The sequence below is a fragment of the Arthrobacter crystallopoietes genome (genome assembly GCF_002849715.1).
GTDB lineage: Bacteria > Actinomycetota > Actinomycetes > Actinomycetales > Micrococcaceae > Crystallibacter > Crystallibacter crystallopoietes.
Window position 1 is genome coordinate 3,202,541 of the sequence record NZ_CP018863.1, and the last position, 15,559, is coordinate 3,218,099.

At 61.4% G+C, this 15,559-nt stretch carries 17 protein-coding genes and 1 pseudogene; 10 read left to right on the forward strand and 8 right to left on the reverse strand.

Annotation, left to right across the window (positions count from 1 at the left end):
• Positions 1 to 3: 3 nt before the first annotated feature.
• The 5 genes from AC20117_RS14975 to AC20117_RS14995 are packed head-to-tail and all read right to left on the reverse strand — an operon-like array spanning position 4 to position 5,213.
• The gene (locus AC20117_RS14975; protein WP_074699040.1) at positions 4 to 1,734 is read right to left on the reverse strand and encodes an amidohydrolase; all 1,731 of its coding nucleotides are present in this window, start codon (positions 1,732 to 1,734) and stop codon (positions 4 to 6) included.
• 32 nt (positions 1,735 to 1,766) lie between these two features.
• The gene (locus tag AC20117_RS14980; protein ID WP_074699038.1) at positions 1,767 to 2,780 is read right to left on the reverse strand and encodes a C-terminal binding protein; all 1,014 of its coding nucleotides are present in this window, start codon (positions 2,778 to 2,780) and stop codon (positions 1,767 to 1,769) included.
• Complete coding sequence (locus tag AC20117_RS14985) at positions 2,770 to 3,573, reverse strand: amino acid ABC transporter ATP-binding protein (RefSeq protein ID WP_074699036.1); 804 nt, start codon at positions 3,571 to 3,573, stop codon at positions 2,770 to 2,772. The genes AC20117_RS14980 and AC20117_RS14985 overlap by 11 nt, the downstream gene beginning before the upstream one ends.
• Complete coding sequence (locus AC20117_RS14990; RefSeq protein WP_074699034.1) at positions 3,573 to 4,304, reverse strand: amino acid ABC transporter permease; 732 nt, start codon at positions 4,302 to 4,304, stop codon at positions 3,573 to 3,575. Before AC20117_RS14990 ends, AC20117_RS14985 begins: the two co-directional genes overlap by 1 nt.
• A 60-nt stretch (positions 4,305 to 4,364) precedes the next feature.
• On the reverse strand, positions 4,365 to 5,213 hold the full coding sequence (locus AC20117_RS14995; RefSeq protein ID WP_074699032.1) for an ABC transporter substrate-binding protein: 849 nt from the start codon (positions 5,211 to 5,213) through the stop codon (positions 4,365 to 4,367).
• Between the two features lie 236 nt (positions 5,214 to 5,449).
• On the opposite strand from AC20117_RS14995, the gene AC20117_RS15000 reads away from it, so the two are divergent.
• Positions 5,450 to 6,373 (forward strand): Lrp/AsnC family transcriptional regulator, encoded by a 924-nt coding sequence (locus tag AC20117_RS15000; protein WP_074699030.1) that lies wholly within the window; start codon positions 5,450 to 5,452, stop codon positions 6,371 to 6,373.
• A gap of 67 nt (positions 6,374 to 6,440) precedes the next feature.
• Here the strand turns inward: AC20117_RS15000 and AC20117_RS15005 are convergent, their stop codons facing one another.
• Positions 6,441 to 7,037, reverse strand: coding sequence for a flavin reductase family protein (locus AC20117_RS15005; protein WP_074699028.1), 597 nt, complete (start codon positions 7,035 to 7,037; stop codon positions 6,441 to 6,443).
• A 203-nt stretch (positions 7,038 to 7,240) separates the two neighbouring features.
• On the opposite strand from AC20117_RS15005, the pseudogene AC20117_RS24340 reads away from it, so the two are divergent.
• The 8 genes and pseudogenes from AC20117_RS24340 to AC20117_RS15040 form a co-directional block, all read left to right on the forward strand.
• A pseudogene (locus AC20117_RS24340) lies at positions 7,241 to 7,348 on the forward strand (hypothetical protein); the annotation flags it as partial.
• 39 nt (positions 7,349 to 7,387) lie between these two features.
• Positions 7,388 to 7,534: a hypothetical protein gene (locus tag AC20117_RS24345; RefSeq protein ID WP_236777322.1), complete on the forward strand. Its 147-nt coding sequence runs from the start codon at positions 7,388 to 7,390 to the stop codon at positions 7,532 to 7,534.
• Entirely contained in the window at positions 7,531 to 7,845 is a 315-nt protein-coding gene (locus AC20117_RS24350) for a (2Fe-2S)-binding protein (RefSeq protein ID WP_074699023.1), read from the forward strand. The genes AC20117_RS24345 and AC20117_RS24350 overlap by 4 nt, the downstream gene beginning before the upstream one ends.
• Positions 7,842 to 9,065, forward strand: a complete 1,224-nt coding sequence (locus tag AC20117_RS15020) for an NAD(P)/FAD-dependent oxidoreductase (protein ID WP_074699021.1) — start codon at positions 7,842 to 7,844, stop codon at positions 9,063 to 9,065. The genes AC20117_RS24350 and AC20117_RS15020 overlap by 4 nt, the downstream gene beginning before the upstream one ends.
• Positions 9,062 to 10,234 (forward strand): NAD(P)/FAD-dependent oxidoreductase, encoded by a 1,173-nt coding sequence (locus AC20117_RS15025; protein ID WP_074699019.1) that lies wholly within the window; start codon positions 9,062 to 9,064, stop codon positions 10,232 to 10,234. The genes AC20117_RS15020 and AC20117_RS15025 overlap by 4 nt, the downstream gene beginning before the upstream one ends.
• Positions 10,235 to 10,260: 26 nt before the next feature.
• A complete protein-coding gene (locus AC20117_RS15030; protein ID WP_074699017.1) occupies positions 10,261 to 11,739 on the forward strand; it encodes a TRAP transporter large permease subunit in 1,479 nt (492 codons plus the stop codon).
• Positions 11,740 to 11,756: 17 nt separating this feature from the next.
• Positions 11,757 to 12,398 (forward strand): aspartate/glutamate racemase family protein, encoded by a 642-nt coding sequence (locus AC20117_RS15035; RefSeq protein ID WP_158300475.1) that lies wholly within the window; start codon positions 11,757 to 11,759, stop codon positions 12,396 to 12,398.
• A gap of 17 nt (positions 12,399 to 12,415) precedes the next feature.
• Positions 12,416 to 13,402 carry a LysR family transcriptional regulator gene (locus AC20117_RS15040; protein ID WP_083339507.1) on the forward strand — a complete coding sequence of 329 codons (987 nt, stop codon included), beginning with the start codon at positions 12,416 to 12,418 and terminating at the stop codon, positions 13,400 to 13,402.
• Positions 13,403 to 13,460: 58 nt separating this feature from the next.
• Here the strand turns inward: AC20117_RS15040 and AC20117_RS15045 are convergent, their stop codons facing one another.
• Together AC20117_RS15045 and AC20117_RS15050 are read right to left on the reverse strand one after the other, a co-directional pair.
• A complete protein-coding gene (locus AC20117_RS15045; protein WP_074699011.1) occupies positions 13,461 to 13,784 on the reverse strand; it encodes a DMT family transporter in 324 nt (107 codons plus the stop codon).
• Positions 13,784 to 14,158, reverse strand: a complete 375-nt coding sequence (locus AC20117_RS15050) for a DMT family transporter (RefSeq protein ID WP_074699009.1) — start codon at positions 14,156 to 14,158, stop codon at positions 13,784 to 13,786. The genes AC20117_RS15045 and AC20117_RS15050 overlap by 1 nt, the downstream gene beginning before the upstream one ends.
• 136 nt (positions 14,159 to 14,294) lie before the next feature.
• On the opposite strand from AC20117_RS15050, the gene AC20117_RS15055 reads away from it, so the two are divergent.
• Positions 14,295 to 15,542 carry a cytochrome P450 family protein gene (locus AC20117_RS15055; protein ID WP_074702817.1) on the forward strand — a complete coding sequence of 416 codons (1,248 nt, stop codon included), beginning with the start codon at positions 14,295 to 14,297 and terminating at the stop codon, positions 15,540 to 15,542.
• Positions 15,543 to 15,559 lie beyond the last annotated feature (17 nt).

The window sequence follows — 15,559 nt, forward strand, 5'->3', positions numbered from 1 at the left end:
CTCCTAAGCCGATGCCGTAGCGGTCAATTGGGCGCCTGCTGCTTCTGCTGCGTCAGCCGACGGGGTGGCGTACTGGCAGACGCCGTTGATCCAAGTCTGCAGCACGGCGATGTCGCGGATCTCTTCCGGAGCCACGTCCAGTGGATCGGCAGAGAGTACGGCGAAGTCCGCGCGCTTGCCGGCCTCCAGCGAACCGAGCTCGTCCTCGCGGCCGAGCGCCTTAGCACCGTTGAGGGTATGGCCGACCAGTGCATCGTAGGCAGAGATGCGGAGGCTGTCGGCGCCGAGCCGGTGGCCCAGCCGGGTCACGCGTGTGACGGCTGCCTGGATGGCCTCGAGGGGACGCGGTTCCGCCACCGGGGCGTCCGAGCTCAGCGTCACTGTAACGCCTTCGGCGATGAACTCGCCCAGCGGGTTGAAGCGCTCGCCGGGAGTGCCGATGGCGGCCGTGACCCCTTCGCCCCAGTTGTAGTAGTGCTGCGGCTGGTTTACCGGGTAGATGCCCGCGGCCGCCATCCGCCGGATCTGGTCCGGGGTGGGCAGGCCGCAATGCTCGATCCGGTGCCGGGCGTCCGCGTCCGGGCGTTCTGCCTGGGCTTGCTCGATGGCGGAGATGACCATCTCCAGTGCGGTGGGGGACTGGGCGTGGGTGGCCGTCTGGAGCCCGGCAAGGTGGGCTTTGCGGATCAGGTCGGCGTAGTCGGCCGGATCATGGTAGAGCTGGCCGGTGCGGCAGGGATCGCCCACGTAGCCGTCGGGGAAGTACGCGGTCCAGCCGCCCAGCGTGCCGTCGGCGTAGAACTTGATGCCGGCGAAGCTCAGATGGGCGTTGCCGAACTGCCCCTGCAGACCCATGTCCAGCGCGTCATCAAGCAGGTGGGAGAGCAGGTACATGCTGACACGGGTCTTGAGCTGGTCTTCCTCGGCCAGCCGCAGGTACATGTCGAACTCGCGCTTGGACACCTGGCAGTCGCCGATGGCTGTCACGCCGCCGGCCAGGAAGTTATCCTGCGCAGCGCGCAGCTGGCGCAGGTGCTCAGCGGGCTCATCGGCAAGGTGGAAGTTCGGGCCGTGGTGGCCTACCTTCACGCCCTCGAGGCCGGTCAGGATGTTGCAGGCAGCGTCCGAGAGCTCGCCGGTCAGCTCGCCGTCGTTGTCCCGGAAAAACACCCCGCCCTTCGGATCCGGCGTCGCGCTGGTTATTCCGTGCAGTTCGAAAGTGTAGGAGTTGACCACGCCGCCGTGTCCGGAGGCGTTCATCAGGTAAACCTCGCGGTCCGTGGCCACCTGGTCCAGTTCATGGCGGGTGGGGTGGCGGCCTTCGGCGAGGTTGCGGTGTTCGTAGCCGTAACCACGCACCGGCTGTCCGGCCGGAGTGGTGCGGGCGGCAGCTTGAAGCAGTGCCACGATCTCCGGGATGCTCCCGGCTTTGCCCGGGCCGCAGTCCACCCAGCTCATCATCTGTCCCAGCATGAGCGGGTGGGCGTGCGGATCGATGAAACCGGGAACGACGGCGGCATCGCCGAAGTCCTGCAGCTGCGGTTCCAGAGTGGAGACGTTGGCGGCGATTTCCCGGCAGTGCTCGAGGGAACCCGTGGCGACGATGTTCCCGCCGAGGACCAGCATCGCCTCAGGTGCCTGTCCGTCGTCTGCGAGCGTGTGGATGGTTCGGGCAGTGACGATCACGGGAACATGGCCGTAGGACTGTTGTTCGAAATGCTTGAGTTTGCGCAAGATGTTGCTCCTGTAGGGTGCTTGCCGGCGGACTAGATCCGGGCCGGTTCCAGCGGAAAGATGGGGGTGTCCGGAGTGCCGGTGGCGTACCAGCTAGCCACGTTCTGGGCCTGTTGCCGGACGTATTCAGAATCGGTGTGGTCCGAGAAATAGGCCACATGCGGAGTCACCAGCGCGCGTGGATGGGCCACCAGCGGATGGTCGGCAGCCGGAGGCTCCTGCTCCAGCACGTCCACGGCAACCCCGGCGAGGTGCCCGGAATTGAGCGCCTCAACCACTGCCTCGACGTCGATCAACTGGCCGCGGCTGACGTTGACCAGGAAGCTGCCGGCGGGCATCCGTCCAATGGTCCCCGCATTGATCAGTTGGTCCGTCTCCGGGGTCAGCGGTACATGGAGCGAGAGCACATGCGAGTTCTCCAGGACTTCATCCAGCCCGGTGCGCCTGATTCCTGCCGCCTTGAGCTCCGCCTCCGTTTCCGGTGAATCCGGGAGCATGGGATCGTAGCCGATGACCTCTCCAAAGATGGGGGAGGCTAGTTGGCCGAAACGGCGGCCGATCCGGCCAAGTCCTACCAGCCCGAGCCGGCGGCTGCTCAACCGCAGAGGCGCCCGGTCATTGCGGATGTTCCACTCGCCGTTGTTTACAGCCTGGGCGAAAAAGGGGAGATCGCGGACGGCCGCCAAGGCCAGAGCCAATGCGTGGGTGGCCACTTCCTCGATGGCCGCGGCCGGAATGTTCGTCAGCCAGATGCCGCGGCGGCGGGCTTCCTCAAGGTCCACATTGTTGTAGCCAACGGACATGAGTGCGATGATGCGCAGATTCGGCAGCTTGTCCATGAGGTCTGCGTCGATCTGTGCATAGCCGACGAGGAGAGCCGTGGCTTTCGCTGCTTCACGGGCGATAACTGCAGGATCCTGGCTGTCCGCGTAGCGCACGTCGAATCCCGCCGCCTCGAGGAGGCTCGCACCGGCAGCGAAGTCGGTGTCGTCCATGTCCGTGTAGACAGCCAGTGGGCGGTACTGCTCGTGGCTCTCAATGGACATGGCTCAGGAACTTCCTTGTGCGTTCGTGCTGCGGGTTATTGAAGAATTGGTCGGGGGCGGCCTGCTCTATGATCACGCCGCCGTCGAACAGACTCACCTCACTGGCCACACGGCTGGCGAAACGTGTCTCGTGCGTGACCACGATCATCGTCATGCCGTCGGCTGCGAGCTTTTCCATCACGTCGAGGACTTCGCCGACCAGCTCCGGATCCAGCGCGGAGGTGGGCTCGTCGAAGAGCATGACCGACGGGTTCAGAACCAGGGCCCGGGCAATGGCGACGCGCTGCTGCTGCCCGCCGGAGAGCTCCGAGGGGTAGTGCTCCGCGCGGTGGTCCAGTCCGACTCGGTTCAGCATCTCCATGGCCTGTTCCCGCGCCGCATGGTGTGAGATTCCCTTGACCGAGGTCATGCCCAGCATCACGTTCCGAACAGCCGACAAGTGAGGGAAGAGATTGAACTTCTGGAACACCATGCCGATTTCCTGCCGTTGCCTGGCCAACAAGCGCTCGGGCAGGTGGACGGTACGCCCATGCTGGAGCTTCGTGCCTATGGTTTCGCCTCGGAGCTGGATGGAGCCGTCGTCGGCTGGCTCCAACAGTGCCATGAGCCTGAGCATCGTTGATTTACCTGACCCCGACGGGCCCAGGACCGCCTTGACCTGGCCTTTGCGGATATCGAACTCGACGCCCCTGAGCACTTCCTGCCCCTGATACGACTTGTGCAGGTTCTTGACCTGCAGGATGGGCTGGTCCACGACAGCGGCCTCCTGAACAATCTCGGCACTTTGGGTCATCACAGGCCTGCTTTCGCGGCGGGAGCCAGAACGCGGCTCTTCTTTACTTTCGCCTTCGAGGTCCAGGCGAACTTCTTCTCCAAGGCATTCTGGGCCAGGGTCAGCAGCGTCACGATGATCAGGTAGTAGATGATCGCCGCGGCGTAGTACTCGGCGTAGCGGAAGGTGATGTTAACGCCGACCTGCGCGGTGGTCAGCAACTCCCGCAGGGAGATGACCGAGGCCAGGGACGAATACTTCACCAGCCCAATGAACTCGTTTCCGGTAGGAGGAAGCGCAATCCGGATGGCCTGGGGGAGAGTAATCTTGAGCATCACCTTCGTCGGCGACATACCCAGCGCGCGGCCGGCCAAAGCCTGGCCCTCATCCACACTCAACAGGGCAGAACGCACAATTTCCGCCATGAACGCCGCTTCGACCAGTCCAAGGCCGACGAAGGCCGCAATAAACGGGGTGAACCAGTCCTGGCGCAGGGCGGGAATGATCTGCGGCAAGGCGTTCCACATGATCAGCAGAACCAGGAGCGCGGGAATGGCGCGGAAAAACCAGACATAGATGCTGGCCGGTGCCTGGAAAGTCTTCCTGCGGGAGGTTCGGCCAAGCGCAAGGAAGAATCCGATGACGGTGGCAAGGATGAGCGACAGTACTGCTACCGCCACTGAGATCAGCGCACCCCACATGTATTCGGTGCTGACCAGTTGTTGGAAAAAGATATCGGGATCGAACAGCATGATTTCACTTCCTCATGGATGGGAGCGCCGATGAATGTGCCAGCGCTCCCATCAGCGGGATCAGTAGACGTCGAGGATTGCGGGATCGAGGTTGTACTTCTTGGCGATTTCAGCCAGCTTTCCGTTCTCGTACAGTGCCTTGAGCCCCTCGGCGATCGCAGGAGTCAGCTCATCACCCTTGCGGCTGAAGACGCCGAACTGGGTATCGGTCTCGAATACGCCGGGAGCAACCTGCAGCTTGCCTTCGTTCTGCGTCTCCATGTATGAAGCCGCGACGTTCGTTTCGACAAGAGCGTCAGCCTTGCCGTTGAGGACTGCGAGGACCGTCTCGGCCGTCTTGGGGTATTCCGTCAAGCGCGGTGCATCTTTGCCCTCAGCCTCGCACTCGTCGCCGAGGGCCTGGATCCTGGCCGCGTTGCTGGAGGCGGCCTGTGCGGCCACGGTCAGTCCGCAGAGGTCCGCAGGGGTGGCCAATTCGCTCGCCTTTGCCGGTGCTGTGAGGACCGCCGGACCTGCATTCATGACCGGTGCAGCATCAGCGACCTGAAGCCGGTCTTCGCTCATGTAAAGACCGCCGAGAATCATGTCGCAACGCCGTGTCTGCAATCCCGGCATCAGGCCATCGAACGCGGTGACCTCGAACTTCACCTCAACGCCCCAGTGCTCGGCCAAAGCTCGGCCTGCATCGGCGTCGAAACCGATGATGTCACCGCCCGAGCCGTCCGAGTAGTACTCAAGGGGCGGGTATTCGGGATCGATGCACAGCGTTGCCTGACCGTCGTTGACGAGTCCGGACGGTGCATTCTCCGAGGAAGCAGCGGCTCCTTCGCCGCCGGCGGAAGATCCGCAGCCTGCCAGCGCCAGCAACGCTGCTGACGCCGCAACTGTGGAATAGATCGACTTACGCATGGAAATCTCCTGGGTACAGGTAGTGGGCGACTATTTGCTGACAGGCGCCCGCTGAACGGTATGCAGATGATTCTGTGACACTTGCCACCATCCGTCAAGCAGTTTTTTTGTTGGGCATCATTTCTACGAATTAAGTGATGAGTTTACCTATCAATTTTGCGACGTTAGGCACGTAGATTCGCGTTCTGACAATAAATTTGCTGGTGAAGCTGAAAGTTAGTTGATATAAACAGTGGATGGGCGATCTTGAAGAGCGATTAGTGCGGCACCTGCAGCAAGACGGGCGCGCCTCATTCAGCGAACTGGCCAAGGCCTTGGATACCAACCGCGCGACAGTTGCCGCTCATGTGAATGCTCTGCTGGAGTCAGGAGAGATACGGATCGTTGCTGCCGTACACCCGCGTGTACTGGGGCTAAACTGTCTCGCGCATGTTGCCGTTCAGCTGACTGGGGATCCGGTTCCTGTGCTCGAAGCAATGGAAGCCATGGAGAGTCCGGTTTTCATCTCCCAGACGACTGGCCCGTATCATCTGGCAGCTGAACTGCGTATGCCAACGCTGGCTTCTATGTACGAGCAGACTGAGTTGATTCGTGCCCTGCCTCAAGTCGCTTCCGTCAACGTCACCGTCTATGAGCGGGTCATCCGTAGCTTCTTCCTGGGGGCGGAACCAAAGCTGATGGATCTGGAATTGGATGAGTACGACTTGCGGCTGATGAATCTTCTCCAACGTGATGGCCGTGCATCCTTCGCCGAAATGGCGGCGGCAGTAGGACTGTCGTTGAGCGCCTGCCGAACAAGGGTACTCAAGCTGATCAATGCCAATGTCATGCAGATCGGCGCTATCCGGCGTCGGGCAGATACATCCCAGGCCATGGCGTTCGGGTTTGGTCTCAGCACCTCCGGTATCGAGGAGGCAGTCCGGTATCTCGAGGGTGTGCCGGGTGCCGAGTTCATAGTGAAATGTTTCGGGCACTACAACTTGATTGCAACGGTGGGGGTGGCGTCGCTGGGGGAGTTCAACCGTATCGCTGGCGGGCTCCGTCAACTCGGTTCTGTCGCGACTGTCGATACTTGGCTTCACGCAGATATCGTTCGCGAACGCTATGAAAAACCGCTGGATACCTTGGTCGGCGCGATTGCCGCTTCACAGCTCGCGTAATCAACTATGACGTGAACGGTGAGCATGCGTTCGAGGTTCTGGAAGAGCAGGCCTAGAGAGCTATTGCTCAATCGGGCAGGACGGTCACAGGTGCGCCCATTTGGGAGAACGAAGGTCCGCGCTTGCTTCCCCAGAAGTGCACTGGCTGTGTCTTCTCCCAGATGAGTTCTTGGTTGTCATCAAGGCAATCGGCCCGGGCGGAGACAGCCACCACGCGACCCACAATCATGCAACGGCCTGACCAGAGCTTGATCCACTCAGCCTCGAGTTCGAGATGTGCGTAGCATTGCGCCAACAGCGGCGGCGCGATCTTGATGGCGGGAAAGGCCGTAAGCCTTGCTTGGGCAATCTCGTCGACACCGCCCGGCCAGGGGTGGGCGGCGACGAGAACCTGCTTCAGCAGCTCTTCCTCAAACGGTATGAAGTTCACTGCGAACTCTCCCGTTGCCCTGATGTTGGCACAGGTGTCGCTGTCTTCTGCAGCAGTAAAGGCTAGATGCAAGGGATCCTGACTGACACGCACAAGCGTGGCGAAGGGCGCCGCATTCATCGATCCAGCTGCGTCAACCGTGGTGATGAGGGACAGAGCAGAAGTCGGCCTCGCGATGTCCAGCCAATGGTTAGGAGCGACTTTCACTCTGTCTTCCGCCCAGTTCGCAGTCATCCGGCTCCTCAGGTTGAAGGCAACGTCGAGTAGTAAATCACGTTACAAAGCTGACCATATATTTCACGCAAGTAGCGGCCTTTGAGCGAAAGATTTTCTGCAAGCACGGTGGATTCCTTCTGTAACTCGGCCTATTGTTCACAACCGGCGTTTGCTGGAAATTAGATGGAACGCTCTACAACTTTTTATGAACGGCAGGCAACATGAACGACCCGACGATCTGCAGGTGTGAAGGTGTCACGCTCCGTCAGATAGAAAAGTGTCTGACCGTGCCAGACACTTCCGTTTCGCTCCGGGAACTCAAGCTGCAGACCCGCGCGGGTATGGGAATCTGCCAAGGACGCACTTGTATGCCTCTTCTGATGGCGATCGCGGACGCCTCCGGCCGCGGATTGAGCAACGATGCAGGGCTGCCCAGAAACCAACCGATCCGGCCCATTGCCATGGCCGACCTGATGAATGTCGTCTCGAAGCCGGAGCGGAGCGTCGCAGAATGAAACGCATCAGCGAGCATCCGGTCCTCGGCACTCTGAGGGATAGTGCCATCTCATTCGAGTTCAATGGCACGAGCTTTCCTGCTAATGAGGGAGATTCCATAGCTTCCGCGCTCTTGGCCAGCAATGTCAGAACCCTTCGCTATTCCCGTCTAGGTCAGGAGCCCCGGGGCATCTATTGTGGCATCGGGCATTGCTATGAGTGCCGCGTCACCGTTGACGGCGCGGCGAGCGTGCGAGCGTGTATTACGCCGGTTGTCGACGGGATGACCGTGGAGTCGCACGGCCAGACCCAGCCGGAAACCGAAGCATGATCTCTCCCGACGTCGCCGTTGTGGGCGCTGGCCCGGCGGGCCTGTCGGCCGCGATCGCCGCGGCTGAAGCCGGCGCCCGTGTCACGGTCATCGATGAAAATCCTGCACCTGGGGGCAGACTGCTGGGACAGCTCCACCAGGAGTCCAATGGAAACTGGTGGATCGGCAAGGAAATTGCTGTACAGCTCGCTGACCGCGCGGCAACCGCCGGTGTCCAATTGCTGGAACGCCGGGAAGTGTGGGGGATGTACCCGCAGTGGAAACTCGCTCTCGACGGCGGAGAAACGCTAACTGCCTCCTGCGTAGTCCTGGCCTCGGGAGCAGCAGAGCGGGCACTGCCGATTCCAGGATGGACACTGCCGGGGGCAATGACCATCGGCGCCGCCCAGACCCTCACGAACTACTATCGGGTTCTCCCAGGGAAGCGCGTCGCCGTCGTCGGTGTTGATCCTTTGTCACTCACCGTTGCCCATGAGCTCACTATGGCCGGCGCCGAGGTAGTTGGGATTTACCTTCCTCCTGCCGATCTGTTCAGCAAGGACAAAGGTAATCCCCGGTACACCCTTGGCTACTTGGCCGGGATGGCCGATTTGGCTCCCAATGCCTTCCTGCGCGCCGGCGCCAAGCTAGCTGGAGTGCCGGCCATGCGGAAAATCGCCGGAGCTCTCTATCCGAAAGCCGGGATCCCCGTCCTCGGAGCGAAGCTGAAACTTCGTCAACGCGTCAGCTCGATACACGGAGACGACCGCGTAACCGGTGTCGGGATAGATGACGTTGACGGCATAGGCAGGCCAACAGGCCGCTCCGTATTCGTGGATGTGGACTGTGTCTGCCTCTCCGGCGGGTTGTATCCGGTGCAGGAGCTGACTGCCGGCTGCTCTATCGAGCGGATTGACGAACTGGGTGGACAGGTGCCGCTTCACAGTCCGGAGATGGAGACCTCCCTAAAGAACCTCTTCGTGGCCGGAAACATCACCGGTATTGAGGGGGCCAAAATTGCGATGGCCCAGGGAACTCTGGCCGGTTGCGCCGCGGCAGCCCGTTTGGGCCTGCTCGATGCAGCAGCGGTGACCCTCGCGGCCAGCGGGGTCGGCCAAGCCAGGGAAACCAGTCCCATAACCTTCCAGCCCGACATCCTCCAAGGCAGGCGCCGGGCCACGGAAGCTTGGGCGAATACTGTCGGCAGGAGGCCGGCCATGAGCCCGGAGGTCTACTCATGATGACGGCAGATGTGGTGGTGATAGGCGCCGGAGTGATAGGTGCTTCGATAGCCTTCCGCCTTGCTGAACAAGGGCGCAGCGTCGTGCTTGTGGAGCAGAACGGGCCCGGTTCAGGTGCGTCCGGTTCCTGTGACAAAGCCATCTTCCTCCAGTCAAAACGGCCCGGAATCCACATGGAGCTCGCCTTGGCCAGCCGTCGCATGTACGACTCCCTCGAGGCTGAACTAGATGCCGACCTTGAGTTGAAGAACGACGGCGGCATGGTCGTGATTGAAACGCCCGAGCATCTTGAGTTCATGCGCGATTTCGTTGAACGGCAGCAAGAGGCCGGCATCTCGGTGTCGCTGCTCGACAGGGATGCGGCGCGCGAGCGCCAGCCTTGCCTCGCCCAGCACGTACTGGGTGCGTCCTACAGCCCCGATGACGCGGAAGTAAATCCCCTCGCACTCAACACAGCGCTCTACCGGGCCGCGGCACGATGCGGTGCGGTAGTCCGGACGCACTGTGAGGTCACCGCTATCAACGTAGTAAGCGGCCGGGTCATTTCCGCCGACACTACCCGCGGCCGCATATCGACTGATCTGGTGGTCAACGCGGCGGGTCCCTTCGCGGCCCGGGTTGGCGAACTGGCCGGCGTATGTGTTCCGGTGCAGCCGCGTAGAGGAACCATTTTGATATCCGAGGCCGTGGAACCATTGGTCAATGGGAGCATGCTCTGCGCCCAATACATCGCCGCAAAGCACTTGGCCGCGGTCGAGGCCGGAAGTACCCCTCCGTACGGCGTAGGCCTGTCGCTGGGCCAGACCGACTCGGGCAACCTGCTGATCGGCGGCAGCAGGGAATTTACCGGTTTCAACAAGCCGCAGGGCCCGGAGATCATGGCTGCCATTGCCCGTCATGCGGCGAGGATTGTGCCGTTGCTTGCGCAATTGCGCATCATCCGGTCGATGACAGGCTTCCGCCCATACACCGGCGATGGACTGCCGATTATTGACCGAGCGCCGGAAGTTGATGGCTACATCATCGCTGCCGGCCACGAGGGCGACGGAATCGCCCTCGCCCCGATCACTGGAGTCCTGGTCCGGGATCTCCTCGACGACAAAGCGAGCCCTGACCCGTTTCTGGGCGCATTGTCGATAAACCGCTTCGCTGGATCCGTTCACTCTTAATACACCGCTCGATCGAGGAGCCACACATGCTTGTCGTCATCGTTCCACTGGTACTGCTGTTCGCCATAGCCCTCATCAAGAAGATCCCCTGGATCGGCGGTGACATCCGTGCCGCCCTGTTGACTGCGGCAGTAGCAGCCGGGCTTATCGGCGGACTCGCTCCCATGGGATGGGTCAATGCCCTCGTCGATGGAGCCGACCGCCTCGCCTGGGTGATCGCCCTGTCCTTGTTTGGCAGCATCTATGCAGAGGCGCAGGTCCGGCTGGGGGCCATGGAAACAACTCTCTTCGGATTGCGGGCGCTGTTCGGGAAATCTCCGCGGGGATTGATCGCAGCCGTCTTCGTGACGCTGATTCTTGCCGGCTCATTGCTGGGCGATGCTATTGCTGCGGCAACGGTGATCGGCTTCCTGGTGATCCACGCGCTGAGTGAACTGAAAATCAAGCCCGTTCAGATCGGTATGATGATCCTCCTGGGAGCATCCATTGGCTCCATCATGCCGCCCATTTCCCAAGGCGTCTTCCTGTCAGCTTCCCTGATTGGAATAGACCCGACTCCGGTGACCAATATTGCTTACCTGACGGTCGGCGGCGGAGCCCTTTTCGCCATATTTGAGTCATTCCGGTTCGTCCGCGCGAAGCGCGGGACGGGTGCCAAACTTACCCCCGCAGCACAGACTGTAGGAGGGTCTTTTCCGATGGGCTCAGGGGCCGGAGCAGCATCGGGGCCAGCAAAGAGCTTGCCAGCGGGATCGTCGGCTTCAGGATTCGGGTCCCTCGATGCCACCGGATCCAAAGCCTTCATGAAACTCATGGCGGAACGATGGAAGACCCTGATTCCTCTCGCGGTCCTGATCGTTATCGTGGTAGCGAAATCCGGCTTCGGGTTCGACGTTTTTACCGAGATTCCTCCACTGGCCGCAACCACGTCGTGGCTGGGAAGCATTCCGGTGCTCAAGGGCATCGCCTTCCCGGTGGTCATGGCAATCATCGTCGCCATCGCGGTCAGCTTTCTGTTCAAGAGCGTCCGGCGCGACACTCTGGGTACGGTTACGACAGGTTTGAGCAAGGTCAGCGGAACCATTCAGATCCAGCTTTGTGCAGCAGCAATGATTGGCATCTTCTATGCGGTGGGAGCCGTCGACATGGTAGCCGCCGCGGCAGAATCACTAGCCGGACCCGAGCTGAAACTTGGAGGAGCGGCTGGAATAGTTGCCATCGGTATGTTGACCGGCTCGCAGACCGCAGCCCAGACGGTGCTCGTCACATTCCTCGGCCCCATCCTGGTTGGCCTCGGGGTGGACCCGGTCAACGCTGCACTCGGCGCATCCCACATCGCTGCGGCGGGACAAAACATGCCGCCGGTTGGACTGACAGCCTTTGTGGTCTGCGGTCTGGTCGGATCGGCGCTGAACACCAAAGTCGACCCCGTCAAGGTTATGATCCTGGCCCTGCCGAATTCCATCTACTTCCTTCTTGTTGGCTTGCTGGTCTGGTTCATTTAGCGATGCTCGGAGTCCTTATGCTCGCGACGAATTTCCGTCGTCCGGTAGGAGATATCGGGAATCCCGCTACGTTTCCGTTTCCGGTCCTTTATGAAACAGTGCCGACCGCGTCCGTGCGGAGAGTTGTTATGGATCCGGACCCGGCGCTAATCGGAGAGTTCATTGCAGCAGGCCGGCTTCTCGAGCAGCGGGGTGCTAAAGCCATTTCCACGAGCTGCGGTTTCCTATCCCTCTATCAAGCAGAGATCCAGGCACAGCTCTCAGTGCCATTCGCCGCCTCGAGCCTGCTGCAGATTCCCGGAGCCGAGAGGCTGCATGGGCAGGTAGGAGTCATTACCGCAAGAGCAGCAAGTTTGACCAAACGGCACTTCACGGCTGCAGGGTGCTCCGGTATGCCCGTTGCCGTGGAAGGCATGGATTCAAGCCCGGCGTTTACTGCCGCTATTATCGAGGGCAAAGTACACCTGGACGAACGCGCTGTGGAGCGGGAGGTGGCTGCGGTCACTGAAGCCATGCTGCGGCGACGACCTGAGGTACGGGCAGTAGTACTGGAATGCACTAACCTGCCGCCGTACGCCGCAGCAGTCAGGGATGTGTCCGGTCTGCCAGTGTATGATTCAACGACCCTTTGCCTGGACCTTTTGAACGCGTCCCGATGAGGCAGTGGGAGTGAATCATGGAGGCCGGAATGCAGAGGATGACCAGTACCAACAGTTTTGTCCACCTTCGGACCTTACAGGCGGTACTCGAATCCGGTTCGCACAGCGCGGCTGCTAAGGAGCTGGGTTACACTACTTCGGCGGTCTCCCAACAGATTGCCGCTCTCGAGAAGGCACTTGGCGTGGCCCTCTTTGAACGAGGCCCACGTAATCTCTGGCCCACGCCGGCGGGTTTGGCCATGGCAAAGCACGCCCAAGTACTGCTGAAGCAGCTCGCCCAGGCGGAAGATGACATGCAGTCCTACGCTCACGGAGCTCGCGGCCGGCTGAGAATTGGCGCCTCCGGGACTGTTGCAGCGCAACTGCTGCCCAAAGCCATATCCCGGCTGCTCGACAAGCAACCGGAAACTGAGTTACTCGTGGAAGACCTCGAATCAGCGGACTTGCCGAACGCCATCCTCAGTGGGGAAGTCGACCTGGGGATCGTTTACGAGTATGCGGTACTCTCGGTGGACCGGCACCCAGAATTGAAATACCGTCTTGTCCTGGACGAGGAATTGGTGATTCTTCAGGGCGTTCCCAATATTGTGAAGGACGAAAGGATTCCGCTGGAGTCCCTCGCCGAGGAAGTTTGGGCGACCAGCGCAACCGGCTCCGACGGAGAGCAGGTACTGGGGATCCTTTGTGCGGAAGCGGGTTTTGCTCCCAGGATCCGCTTCAATAGTAAGGACTTTGACGTAATCCGGGGGCTAGTCAGCGAACAGCTGGCCGTCGCTCTGGTGCCGGCGCTGGCATTGGGAATTGACCGAAATATCCGCATGCATCGGTTGGTCGGCGATCCTCCACGCCGCAGGATTTATGCGGTACGTCGTGCATCGGACACGAATCCTGTGTTGCCCGAGATGCTGCAGGCTCTCGATGCGGCGGCAGCTACATTCCTAGAGTGGACGACAACAGCTTTCCTCACGCGGCTGGATTCGCCCCTCGCGACGAGCCGGGGTTAGACGGAGGGTGGTGCTGACCGCGCAGGTTCCGCTGGTCGTCGCCGTCGTTCTTCCATAGCTAATGGGCGGGATTGCCCAGTTCGATGAGCAGCACACCGCCGATGATGAGAACAATGCCGAGACTCATCAGCCAGGTGAAGGGCTCGTCGAACAGGAATCTGCCGAGCACCGCGGTGAGGGCCACGCCGACTGCGGTCCAGATCCCGTAAGCCACGCCCAGAGCTATGCCGTTGGCGAGCGTAAGCGCAAGCAAGCTGAAGGCGAGCAGGTAGCCGGCGACCACGCTGATGTACCAGCGCTTTGCTGCGGTGACCGCCATGCGCAGTGAGAGCGTACCGGCGACTTCGAATATGATCGCACCGATAAGGAACAGCCAGGCCATCAGGCCACTTCGCTGTTCACTTCGGCGGGCCCCCTGTGAGCCGCCTGGGAGCCCAGTTCGACGCACAGCACCCCGGCGATGATCACGAGGATGCCAATCCCCATCAGCAGGGTGAGGGGCTCGCCAAAAATGATCAGTGACATGACCGCTGTGAGCGCAACTCCGGTGGCGCCCCAGATGCCGTATGCAACGCCGATAGCCATGCCGGTGCGGAGAACAGCGGCCAGCAACACGAAGGCGGCGACGTAGCCAACCACAACCACGGCGTAGAGCAGAGGGGTGGTCAAGGCACCCTTAAGCGACAGCGAGCCCGCTACCTCCGTGATAATCGCGCCGGCGAGCAAGAGCGCGCCCTTGCGGGGTGTCGTAGCCACGCCAGAAACGTACCATACGCATGGCCTGCAATTGGGGCAGGCTTCAGCACATTCGCCCTTGGAACCAGGAGGGCCCGGGGCCACAATGGTGATACCCATCCAGCAGACGCGTTCAAAGCTATTTCCGGGAGTCACCATGACAACTCCTCAAGACGTAGTCAGACATCCGATCATGGTGGGGAGCCCGGAGTTCCTGGCCGACCCCTATGCCCACTACGCATGGCTGCGGGAAAACGCCCCTGTCTACCGCGGACGATTGGCGTATGTGAGCGACCAGGACGTGTGGATGGTCTCCCGGCACGCGGACTGCCGGGCACTGCTGACCGACGAGCGGTTCCAGCGCTCGCCGGGCGGGAACGGTCCGGGCTTCCTGGAGCAGTTCCCGGAGGCGGCGCGGGAACCGCTGAAGCTGCTGACGACCTACAGCATGATCATGATGGACGATCCGGCTCATCGGCGGCTGCGTATGCTCGTGGTCAAACCGTTTACGCCGGGGGCGATTGCCCGGATCGGTAAACGGGTGGCCGAGCTGGCCCACGGCCTGCTTGACCGGCTCGAACAGGTGGGGACCGCAGATCTGCGCGAGCAGTTCGCGCTGCCCATCCCTTCCACCGTAATCAACGAGATGATGGGGGTTCCGCACGCCGACCGGGACCGCTTCCAAAAGGGCGCGCAGGCACTAATCGCCGGTGGCTTCGACTACGGCCAGGACAGTTGGGTCCGGGAAGTCAACGAGATGACCGAACTCGTCCGTCAGCTGATCGAACATAAGCGGACCGAGCCTGGCGAGGACATCCTGACCGGTCTGATCCATGCCGAAGAAGAAGGCGATCGTCTCGACGAGCACGAGCTGGTGGCCATGGCGTTCCTGCTGATCACCGCGGGATACGAGACTACCTACAACCTGATCACCAACGCCGTCGTCACACTGCTTGACCACCCGGATGAGCTTGCGCGGCTGCGCTCCGCGACCGACGACGACGAACTCTGGCGCGGCGCCGTCGACGAAGTGTTGCGCTACAACAGTCCGGTCGGGGGGACCGAACCGGTTACCGCGACGGAAGACGTGGTCTGGCACGGCGTCACCATTCCGGCAGGGGCGTCAGCCGTGCCGCTGACTCAGGCCGCCAACCGCGACCCGGAAGTGTTCGAGGACCCGGATCGTTTCGATATTGACCGCCGCCCGAATAACCACCTCGCGTTCGGCCACGGGGTGCACTACTGCCTCGGGGCGAATCTCGCACGCTTGGAGACCCGGGTGGCGCTGGGCATCCTGTTCGAACGCAATCCCAACCTGCGGCTGGCTGTTGACCGCTGCGAGCTCACAATTGAACCGCTGCCGCTTTGGACGCGCTACCAAACGTTGCCGGTCCGCTTCGGTTAGGCAAGGCCGGGGCCGCC